The organism is Cereibacter changlensis JA139 (assembly GCF_003034985.1).
GTDB lineage: Bacteria > Pseudomonadota > Alphaproteobacteria > Rhodobacterales > Rhodobacteraceae > Cereibacter > Cereibacter changlensis.
The window spans coordinates 1-9,675 of the sequence record NZ_PZKG01000138.1 but is presented as its reverse complement, the minus strand read 5'-3'; the positions used below and the strand labels follow the sequence as shown (position 1 = coordinate 9,675).

Here is a 9,675-nt window from a genome sequence, read left to right as displayed (position 1 = left end):
GCGCGAGCTGAAGCGCGGGCCCTTCCTCGACCATGCCGCAATGCAGGCCGAGAGCCGTCGCCTGCTGGAGCGGCTGCATTGCGCCATCGACCCGCGCGAGGTGATCTCGAACCTCTCGGTGCCGAACCGTCAGATGGTGGAGATCGCCAAGGCGCTGGGCCTCAACGCCCGCGTGCTGATCATGGACGAGCCGACGGCGGTGCTGACCCACCGCGAGACCGACACGCTGCTGGAGCAGATCGACCGGCTGCGGGCGGCGGGGGCGGCAATCCTCTATACCTCGCACAAGCTGGACGAGATCGCCCGCATCGCCGACCGCGTGACGGTCCTGCGCGACGGGCGACGGGTGCTGACGACCGAGGCCAAGGGCCTGACCGAGGACGCGATGGCCGAGGCGATGGTGGGGCGTGAACTCTCTGACCTCTTCCCGCCGAAGCATCAGCCCGGCGCCGAAGTGGTGCTGGAGGTGAAGCACCTGACGGTGCCGGGTCTGGTGACGGATGCCTCCTTCACCCTGCGCAAGGGCGAGGTCCTGGGCTTTGCCGGGCTGGTCGGCTCGGGCCGCACCGAGTTGATGGAGGGCGTGGTCGGGCTGCGCGAGGCAACCGGCGAGGTTGCGGTGAAGGGCAAGCCCCTGCCGCGCGGTTCGGTGATGGCGGCGCTGCAGGCCGGGCTGGTCTATCTGACCGAGGACCGCAAGGAGAAGGGTCTCCTGCTCGGCAAGCCGCTGGACGAGAACCTGACGCTGCTGGCGCTGGACCGCTTCACCCGCGGCCTGATCGACAAGCCCGCCGAAGCGCGGGCGCTGGACAAGGCGATCGGCGATTTCGACATCCGCGTCGGCGACAAGTCGATGAACGCGGGCAACCTGTCGGGCGGCAACCAGCAGAAGCTGCTGCTGGCCAAGACCATGCTGGCCGAGCCGGACATCGTCATCATCGACGAGCCGACGCGCGGCATCGACATCGGCACCAAGCAGCAGATCTACAGCTTCATCAACCGCCTCGTGGCCGAGGGCAAGAGCGTCATCGTCATCTCCTCCGAGATGCCCGAGGTCATCGGGCTAGCGACCCGGGTGATGGTCATGGCCTCGGGCCGGATCGTCGGCGAGGTCGAGGGCGAGGCGATCAGCGAACAGACCATCGTGCGCTACGCGATGGGCATGACCAACCAGAAGGCAAGCGCATGACCGCGACGACTGCACCCTCCTCGACGAAGCGTTTCAGCCTGCATGTCCTGGGCCCGCTGCTGGCGCTGATCGTGCTGGTGGCGCTGGGCGCCTGGCTGAACGACAATTTCCTCAGCTACGGCAACGTGACCAACGTGCTGGCGCGCTCGGCCTTCATCGGCATCATCGCCGTGGGGATGACCTTCGTCATCACCTCGGGCGGGATCGACCTTTCGGTGGGGGCGATGGCCGCCTTCATCGCCGGGCTGATGATCATGTCGATGAACGCGCTGATCCCCACGATGGGCGTCGGCTGGCCGGTGATCCTCGTCGGCATGCTGGTGGCGGCCACGGCGGGGCTGGTGGCCGGGTTCCTCAACGGTTTCCTGACGGCCAAGGTGGGGATCGAGGCCTTCATCGTCACGCTGGGCACCATGGGCATCTACCGCTCGCTGGTGACATGGCTGGCCGATGGCGGCACGCTGTCGCTCGACTTCGACCTGCGGGCGATCTACCGGCCGGTCTATTACGACGGCTTCCTCGGGATCAGCTGGCCGATCATCGTCTTCGCCCTCGTTGCGATCGCGGGCGAGATCGTCATGCGCCAGACCGCCTACGGGCGCCATGCCGCCGCCATCGGCGCCAACGAGCAGGTGGCGAAATACTCCGCCGTGAACGTGGTGCGGGTGCGCATCGCCACCTATGCCCTGCTCGGTCTGCTCGTGGGCCTCGCGACCATCATGTATGTGCCGCGCCTCGGCTCGGCCTCGGCCTCGACCGGCGTGCTGTGGGAGCTGGAGGCGATCGCCGCCGTCATCATCGGCGGCACGGTGCTGAAGGGCGGCTACGGTCGGGTCTGGGGTACGGTGGTCGGCGTGCTGATCCTGAGCCTGATCGACAACATCCTGAACCTCGCCTCGATTGTCAGCCCCTATCTCAACGGCACGATCCAGGGCGTCATCGTCATTCTCGCTGTCGTCTTGCAGCGTGAAAAGAAAGCCGCAGACCAGCGGTGAGATTCCATGGGAGGAATACAATGATACGCAGACATTTTCTGGCCGGGGTCGCGGTTGTCGGCGCGGCGCTTGGCACCAGCGTCTCCGCGCAGGAGACCGAGGAGTTCACCATCGGCGTCGCCATCCCCTCGGCCACGCATGGCTTCATGGGCGGGCTGAACTTCCACGCGCAGGACACCATTGCGCGGCTCGAGAAGACCTACCCGCAGCTGAGCTTCGTGCTGGCCACGGCGGGCAATGCCGGCAAGATGGTCAATGACATCGAGGACATGGTGGCGACCCGCGACATCGACGCGCTGGTGGTGCTGCCCTTCGAGAGCGAGCCGCTGACCTCGCCGGTGCAGGCGGTGAAGGAAGCCGGGATCTGGGTGACGGTCGTCGATCGTGGCCTCTCGGTGCCGGGGATCGAGAACCTCTACGTTTCGGGCGACAACCCGGGCTTCGGCCGCACCGCGGGCGAATACTTCAAGGAGAACCTCGAATCCGGCAGCAAGATCGTCGTGCTGCGCGGTATCCCGACCACGCTGGACAACGAGCGGGTTGAAGCGTTCACAGCAGCCATCGACGGCTCGGGGATCGAGGTGCTGGACATGCAGTTCGGCAACTGGAACCGCGACGACGCCTTCAACGTGATGCAGGACTTCCTGTCGAAATATCCGGAGATCGACGCGGTCTGGGCGGCGGATGACGACATGGCCGTGGGCGCCATGGAAGCCATCGCGCAGGCGGGCCGCACCGAAGAGATGTGGATCATGGGCGGCGCCGGGATGAAGGAGATCATCAAGCGCATCATGGACAAGGACCCGCAGCTTCCGGCCAACGTGACCTATCCGCCGGCGCAGATCTCGACCGCGATCGAGCTGACGGCGCTGGGTCTGGTGTCCTCAACCCCGGTCTCGGGCCGCTTCATCATCGGCTCGCAGCTGGTGACGCCGGAGAATGCCGAGCAGTTCTACTTCCCCGACAGCCCGTTCTGACAGGCAAAGGGCGCGGCCGGCTGGCTGCGCCCCGTCATCCCCTGAGGGAAGCGGCGGAGGCGAGGCCTCCGCCGTTTTCGTCAGCGCAGCACCGCCCCGCCGACGCCGCCGATCACCGCGCCGGTGATCGGGTCGCCCGAGATCAGCTCGCCCGCCACCGCACCGCCGAGGGCGCCGGTCGCCGCGCGCTGGGTGCGGGTGTCGCCGCAGGCGGCAACGGTGAGCATCAGGACAAGACCCGGGATGAGAAGTGTGGGAAGCTGCGTCGGCATGATATTCTCCGGCTGATTCCGCGCGGCCAGTCCGCGCAGTTCTCCTCAGGTCTAACGCATTCCGCAGCGGAAAAGTTCATTTTCACGCCGCGGCTTTCGGACATTGTTGTTCCCTCGGCAGAAATCCCCCAGCCGGCGGCCGGTTTCGGCAAGTTGCCGCGCCTTCGCCGGGTGTCGTCAGCCCGCCGCACCGGGGCACTGCTGCAACCCGGCGAGGATCACCGCCTCCTCGTCGGTCGGGATCATGGCGGCGGTCACCCGGCTGCCCGGGACGGTCAGCAGCGTGGCGTTGGCGTCATTCGCCGCGGCGTCCATCTCCAGCCCCAGATGGGCCAGCGCCTGCAGGATCCGGGCGCGGACCGTGGGCGCGTGCTGGCCGATGCCTGCGGTGAAGACCAGCGCGTCGAGCCCGCCCATCCCCGCGGTCAGCGCGCCGATCTGCCGGATGACGGCGCGAAGGAACAATTCCACCGCCTCCGCCGCCTCGGGCGCGTCGCTTGCCAGCAGGCTGCGCATGTCCGGGCTGAGCCCGGAAACGCCCAGAAGCCCGCTCTGCCGCGCCAGCAGCGTCTCGAGCTCGGCTGCGTCCATGCCCTGCCGCAGCAGGTGCAACAGCACGCCGGGATCGATCTGGCCGCAGCGCGTGGCCATCACCAGCCCGTCCAGCGCCGAGAAGCCCATGGTGGTCTCGACGCTCTCCAGCCCCTGCATCGCGCAGAGGCTGGCGCCGCTGCCCAGATGCGCCACGATCACCCGGCCCCGCGCCCGGTCACCCAGCACCGAAGGCAGCCGCGAGGCGATATAGTCGTAGGACAGGCCGTGGAAGCCGTAGCGCAGGATGCCCTCTTCAGCATAGCGGCGGGGCAGGGCGTAGAGCTTGGCCACCGTGGGGCGGTGCTGGTGGAAGGCGGTGTCGAAGCAGCCGACCTGCGGCACGCCGGGCCAGTGCTCGGCCACCGCGGCCACGCCGGCGAGGTTGAAGGGCTGGTGCCCGGGTGCCAGCGGCGCCAGCGCCTCCAGCCGGGCGATGACTTCGGGGGTCAGCAGGGTCGGGGCGCCGAAGTCGCGCCCGCCATGCACCACCCGGTGCCCCGCCGCCCGAAGATCGAGCGGGCCGAGCCAGTCCTCCAGCAGCGCCAGCAGCCAGCGGGTCAGCCGCCGGGTGTCGTCCATCGCCGGCGGAACCGCGATCTGCGCCGGCGCGCCCTGCAGCACCGCGTTCAGCCGCGGCGCCAACCCGACCCCGTCGATGGCTCCGCGCGCCAGCGGCGCTCCGTCGGCGCAGGCATAGACGCCGAACTTGATCGTCGACGAGCCGATGTTCAGCACCAGCCAGACCGGCGTCATACGAGGGGCTTCCGCGGCGCCGCCTCGGCATGCAGCCGTGCGAGGGCGGCGGAGGCCAAACGGGCGGCAGGGCTGTCGGCGCGGCTGGTCAGCACGATCGGCACCCGCGCGCCGATCACGATCCCCGCGGCCTCGGCCCCCGCCAGATGGATCAGCTGCTTGGCGATCATGTTGCCACTCTCGAGGTTCGGCGCCACGAGGACATCCGCACGCCCGGCCACGCCCGAGGTGATGCCCTTCGCCGCCGCTGCCTCCAGCGAGATCGCGTTGTCATAGGCGAGCGGCCCGTCCACCAGCCCGCCGACGATCTGGCCGCGGTCATGCATCTTGCAGATCGAGGCGGCGAGCAGGGTGGAGGGAATCTTGCCCGTCACTGTCTCCACCGCCGACAGGAGCGCCACGCGCGGCTCGGCCAGACCCAGCGCCAGCGCGAGGTCGATGGCGTTCTGCACGATGTCGCGCATCGTCTCGAGATCGGGGGCGATGTTGATCGCCGCGTCGGTGATGAACAGCATCCGGTCCACATCCGGCACGTCCAGCGCGAAGACATGGCTCAGCCGTCGCTCGGTCCTGAGCCCGGTCTCGCGCGAGAGCACCGCCGAAAGCAATTCGTCGGTGTGCAGCTTGCCCTTCATCAGCGCCGCTGCCCGCCCCTCGCGCACCAGTGCCACGGCAAGCTCGGCGGCGGCATGGCTGTGCGGCGCATCGACGATGCGGCTTTCGTCCAGCGTCACATTCGCCGCGCGGGCGGTGGCGAGGATCTTTGCCCGCGGCCCGACATAGAGCGGGGCGATGATCCCGGCGGCCTCGGCCTGCAGCGCGCCGATCAGGCTCAGGTCGTCGCAGGGATGGACCACTGCCGTGGTCATCGGCGGGAAGGCCCGCGCCTGTTGGATCAGCGCGGCAAAGCGTGCCCCCGCCTTGTGCAGCCGCACGTCGGGCAGGGCGGTGACGGGGCGGCTGACCTTCTCGCGCGGGGCCAGCACCAGCGCCTCGCCGGTGATGACCGGCTCGCCGCGCTGGTTCTGGCAGAGACAGTCCAGCGTCACCTTGGCGCTGCTGCGGTCGATCTCGCGCACGGTGACGCGGGCGGTGATCCGGTCGCCGGGGCTGACCGGGTGGCGGAAACGCAGCGACTGGCCGAGATAGATCGTGCCGGGGCCGGGCAGGCGGGTGCCGAGCACCGCCGAAATCAGCGCGCCGCCCCACATGCCATGGGCGATCACATGGTGAAAATCGCTGTCCTCTGCATAGGCCGCATCCAGATGCGCCGGGTTCACGTCGCCCGACATGACGGCGAAGAGCTCGATATCCTCGGTGGTCAGCACCCGCTCCGTCTCGGCGGAGTCGCCGATCTGCAGCTCGTCGAGGGTGCGGTTCTCGATCGTGGTGAAGCTCGGGTCACATCCGAACATGGCGGCCTCCATCGACATGGGTCACGGTGCCGGTGACGCCCGAGGCGGCGTCGGAGGCGAGGAAGGCCGCGACCGCGCCCACCTCCTCGATGGTCACCAGCCGCCGCTCGGGCGAGCGGGTCTTGGCGTCCTCGATCAGCGCGTCGAAATGGTCGATGCCGCTGGCCGCGCGTGTGGCGATCGGCCCCGGCGACAGCACATTGGCCCGGATGCCCTGCGGCCCCAGCTCCGCCGCGACATGCCGGGTGCAGGCCTCCAGTGCCGCCTTCACCGGTCCCATGATGTTGTAATTGTCCACCACCTTCTCGGCCCCGTAATAGCTGACCGTCATCAGGCTGCCGCCCTCCTGCATCAGCGGTTCGGCCAGCAGGGCCATGCGCAGGAAGCTGTGGCAGGAGATGTCCATCGCCTGCGCAAAGCCATCGGCGGAGCAGTCGGTGACGCGGCCGTGCAGATCGTCCTTCGGGCAGAAGGCGACCGAGTGCAGCAGGAAGTCGAGCCGCCCCCAATCCTGCGCGATCCGCTCGAACACCGCCTCCAGCGCGCCGGGGGTGGTGAGATCGAGCGGCAGCAGCATCTCGGCCCCCACTGCCTCGGCCACCGCGGCGACATGCGGCTGCGAGCGGTCGTTGAGATAGGTGAGCGCCAGCGCCGCCCCGGCATTGGCGAAGGCCGCGGCGCAGCCGGCGGCGATCGAATGGGCATTGGCCACACCGACGACGAGCCCGTATTTTCCGACCAGCATCAGGAACTCCTCAGCGTTGCAGGATGTAGCTGCCGGGCGCGTCGCCCAGCACCGGATAGCCGCCGCGCTGCTTGCCCATCGGCGGCGGTTTGACCTGCGGCCCCGACCGCGCGGCGAGCCAGCCGGCCCAGGCCGGCCACCAGGAGCCCTCGACCGGCGCTTGCGCCGCGCGCCAGTCCTCGGCGTCGAGGAAGGTCTCGTCGCGGCCGGTGGTGGCGATGCGGTAGTGCCGGCGCGGATGACCCGGCTCCGACACGATGCCGGCATTGTGGCCGCCGGAGGTCAAAATGAACGTTGTCTCCGTCTCGGTCAGCCGCTGGATCTTGAATACCGATTTCCACGGCGCGACATGGTCCGTCTCGGTCCCCACCGCGAGGATCGGCAGCCGCAGGTCGGTGAGCGAGATCTTGTGGCTGTCCAGCTCGAACTTTCCGTTCGACAGCCGGTTTTCCAGGAACAGGCCGCGCAGGTATTCCGAATGCATCCGGTAGGGCATCCGGGTGGTGTCGGCGTTCCAGGTCATCAGGTCGTTGGCATGGGGCGTCTCGCCCATCATGTATTCATGCACCATGCGCGACCAGATCATGTCCTGCGACCTGAGCAGGGTGAAGGCCCCGCTCATCTGGTCGCTGTCGAGATAGCCCTGATGCCACATCATGTCCTCCAAAAGCGCCACCTGCGCCTCGGAGATGAACAGCGCCAGTTCGCCCGCCTCGGAGAAATCCACCTGTGCGGCGAAGAGCGTCAGCGAGGCCAGCCGCTCGTCGCCCTCGCGCGCCATCCCGGCGGCGGCGATGGCCAACAGCGTGCCGCCGAGGCAATAGCCGGCGGCATGGATGCGCTCCGCCCCGGTGATCGCCTGCACCGCGGCCAGCGCCGCCTTCGGCCCCTGCTCCAGATAGTCGGCCATGCCGAGCTCGCGATCCTCGGACCCCGGGTTGCGCCAGGAGATCATGAAGACGGTGCAGCCCTGCGCCACCAGCCAGCGCACCAGCGAGTTCTGCGCCGAGAGGTCGAGGATGTAGTATTTCATGATCCAGGCAGGCACGATCAGCACCGGCTCGGGGTGCACCAGCTCGGTCGTCGGGCTGTACTGGATCAGCTCCATCAGATGGGTGCGGGCGACTACCTTGCCCGGCGTCGCCGCCAGCCCCTCGCCGATCCTCAGCGCCGGATCCTCCGGCGGCGCCGGATGCGCCAGCCGCGCCAGGTCCTGCATGAAATTCGCCGTGCCCTGCCGCAGGTTCTCGCCGCCGGTTTCCAGCGTCTTCTCCAGCACCTCGGGGTTGAGGAAGGGGATGTTGGAGGGCGACAGCACGTCCAGCCCCTGCCGCACGGCAAAGCTCAGCGCGGCCTCGTGCATCGGCGCCATGCCCCGCAGCCCGGTGGTGGCGGCCTGCCACCAGTCCTCGGTCAAGAGGAAGGCGTCGCGCATCGCGGCGAAGGGTGGCTTGTTCCACTGCGGCGCGGCGAAGCGGCGGTCCGGTGTCGGGGCCTCTCCGCCCGCCAGCGCCGAGCCGGCCAGCTTGGCTGCGCCATGCAGCGCCAGCTCCGCCAGCTCGGCCCGCTTGCCGGGCGCGGCGGCGATGTGCATCGCCCAATCGGTTGCAGCATTCACCAGCACCGAGGGGGCCAGCCCCCGTGTCATGCTGGCGATTACCGATCGCGAAGCGCGGTCCAGCGCCTCGCCATAGCTGTCAGGTGTCGTCCGGATCTCAGCCACGTCATCCTCAATTCGCCATGGGTCAGGGTCGAGCAGATGCCGAGCCTTTGTAACGTCTAATGGTCTGAGCGTCCCCGCCCATGCGGGAGATCAAGTTGAGCATTCAGTCATTGCTGCACAGCAGAATAATTCTGCTTTGCAGCATAATGACTTAGCGGAACATTGGCTTGATGCCCGGCCAAGCGCTGCTAGCTGACTCCGGGCGTGTCATATGGTCGCAGCCACGCAGGTCATGGGTCATCCGGTGTCATGAGTAAGAAACGTCTGTTCCAGCTTGTCACTCTCGTCAATGTCGCCGGGTCGATCCTGCTCGGGCTGGGGATCGTGCTCTGGACGCCGGACCTGCCGCGGGCGACGGTCGAGGCGCAGTATCTGCAGCAGCCGGGCGATCTGGTCGAGGTGGCCGGCACCACGGTGCATCTGCGCGACAGCGGGCCGCGCGACGGGCCGCCGGTGATCCTGATCCACGGCTTCGGGTCTTCGCTGCACACCTGGAACGCCTGGGCCGCGGCGCTGGAAAGCGACCGTCGGGTGATCCGCTTCGACCTGCCGGGCCATGGTCTGTCGCCGGCCGACCGCACCGGCGACTATTCCGACGCGCGGGTGATGGCGGTGGTGATCGGGATCATGGACCGGCTGGGCGTGAGGCGCGCCGATTTCGTCGGTAACTCCATCGGCGGGCGCATCGCCTTCACCTTCGCCGCCACCCACCCCGAGCGGGTGCGCAAGCTGGTGCTGGTTTCGCCCGACGGCTACGAGAGCCCCGGCTTCCGCTATGGCGTGGCGCCGGAGGTGCCGATGGTGGCCGGCGCAATGCGGCTGTGGCTGCCGCGCCCGCTGTTGCGGCTGACGCTGGGCACTGCCTTCGCCGACTCCGCCGCGGTGACCGAGCCGCTGGTGAGCCGCTATTACGACCTGATCCGCGCTCCCGGCGTTCGCGCGGCGATGCTGGAGCGGATGCGCCAGACGGTGCTGGTGCCGCCCGAGCCGCTGCTGGCCCGGGTGCGGGCGC

9 protein-coding genes are annotated in these 9,675 nt (G+C 68.6%); 4 read left to right on the top strand and 5 right to left on the bottom strand.

The window, feature by feature from the left end; translation table 11 throughout:
- From C5F48_RS19485 to C5F48_RS19475, 3 genes are all read left to right on the top strand, one after another.
- On the top strand, positions 1 to 1,189 hold a 1,189-nt coding region (locus C5F48_RS19485), incomplete at its 5' end, for a sugar ABC transporter ATP-binding protein (protein WP_107665474.1).
- Entirely contained in the window at positions 1,186 to 2,184 is a 999-nt protein-coding gene (locus tag C5F48_RS19480; protein ID WP_107665473.1) for an ABC transporter permease, read from the top strand. The genes C5F48_RS19485 and C5F48_RS19480, both read left to right, overlap by 4 nt.
- 20 nt (positions 2,185 to 2,204) lie before the next feature.
- A complete protein-coding gene (locus tag C5F48_RS19475; protein ID WP_107665472.1) occupies positions 2,205 to 3,161 on the top strand; it encodes an ABC transporter substrate-binding protein in 957 nt (318 codons plus the stop codon).
- 80 nt (positions 3,162 to 3,241) lie between these two features.
- Here C5F48_RS19475 and C5F48_RS19470 read toward each other — a convergent pair whose 3' ends face one another.
- From C5F48_RS19470 to C5F48_RS19450, 5 genes are all read right to left on the bottom strand, one after another.
- Entirely contained in the window at positions 3,242 to 3,433 is a 192-nt protein-coding gene (locus C5F48_RS19470) for a YMGG-like glycine zipper-containing protein (RefSeq protein ID WP_107665471.1), read from the bottom strand.
- 177 nt (positions 3,434 to 3,610) lie between these two features.
- On the bottom strand, positions 3,611 to 4,780 hold the full coding sequence (locus C5F48_RS19465) for an acetate/propionate family kinase (RefSeq protein ID WP_107665470.1): 1,170 nt from the start codon (positions 4,778 to 4,780) through the stop codon (positions 3,611 to 3,613).
- Positions 4,777 to 6,195, bottom strand: a complete 1,419-nt coding sequence (locus C5F48_RS19460; RefSeq protein WP_107665475.1) for a bifunctional enoyl-CoA hydratase/phosphate acetyltransferase — start codon at positions 6,193 to 6,195, stop codon at positions 4,777 to 4,779. Before C5F48_RS19460 ends, C5F48_RS19465 begins: the two co-directional genes overlap by 4 nt.
- On the bottom strand, positions 6,182 to 6,940 hold the full coding sequence (fabI, locus tag C5F48_RS19455) for an enoyl-ACP reductase FabI (protein WP_107665469.1): 759 nt from the start codon (positions 6,938 to 6,940) through the stop codon (positions 6,182 to 6,184). Before fabI ends, C5F48_RS19460 begins: the two co-directional genes overlap by 14 nt.
- A 10-nt stretch (positions 6,941 to 6,950) precedes the next feature.
- Positions 6,951 to 8,663, bottom strand: a complete 1,713-nt coding sequence (locus C5F48_RS19450) for a PHA/PHB synthase family protein (protein ID WP_107665468.1) — start codon at positions 8,661 to 8,663, stop codon at positions 6,951 to 6,953.
- Between the two features lie 249 nt (positions 8,664 to 8,912).
- On the opposite strand from C5F48_RS19450, the gene C5F48_RS19445 reads away from it, so the two are divergent.
- On the top strand, positions 8,913 to 9,675 hold a 763-nt coding region (locus C5F48_RS19445; RefSeq protein ID WP_107665467.1), incomplete at its 3' end, for an alpha/beta fold hydrolase.

What these genes read in the sequence shown, in the direction of transcription:
- C5F48_RS19480 (WP_107665473.1), top strand. Translation starts at nt 1,186, where the DNA reads ATGACCGCGACGACTGCACCCTCCTCGACGAAGCGTTTCAGCCTGCAT.
- C5F48_RS19475 (WP_107665472.1), top strand. Translation starts at nt 2,205, where the DNA reads ATGATACGCAGACATTTTCTGGCCGGGGTCGCGGTTGTCGGCGCGGCG.
- C5F48_RS19470 (WP_107665471.1), bottom strand. Translation starts at nt 3,433, where the DNA reads ATGCCGACGCAGCTTCCCACACTTCTCATCCCGGGTCTTGTCCTGATG.
- C5F48_RS19465 (WP_107665470.1), bottom strand. Translation starts at nt 4,780, where the DNA reads ATGACGCCGGTCTGGCTGGTGCTGAACATCGGCTCGTCGACGATCAAG.
- C5F48_RS19460 (WP_107665475.1), bottom strand. Translation starts at nt 6,195, where the DNA reads ATGTTCGGATGTGACCCGAGCTTCACCACGATCGAGAACCGCACCCTC.
- fabI (WP_107665469.1), bottom strand. Translation starts at nt 6,940, where the DNA reads ATGCTGGTCGGAAAATACGGGCTCGTCGTCGGTGTGGCCAATGCCCAT.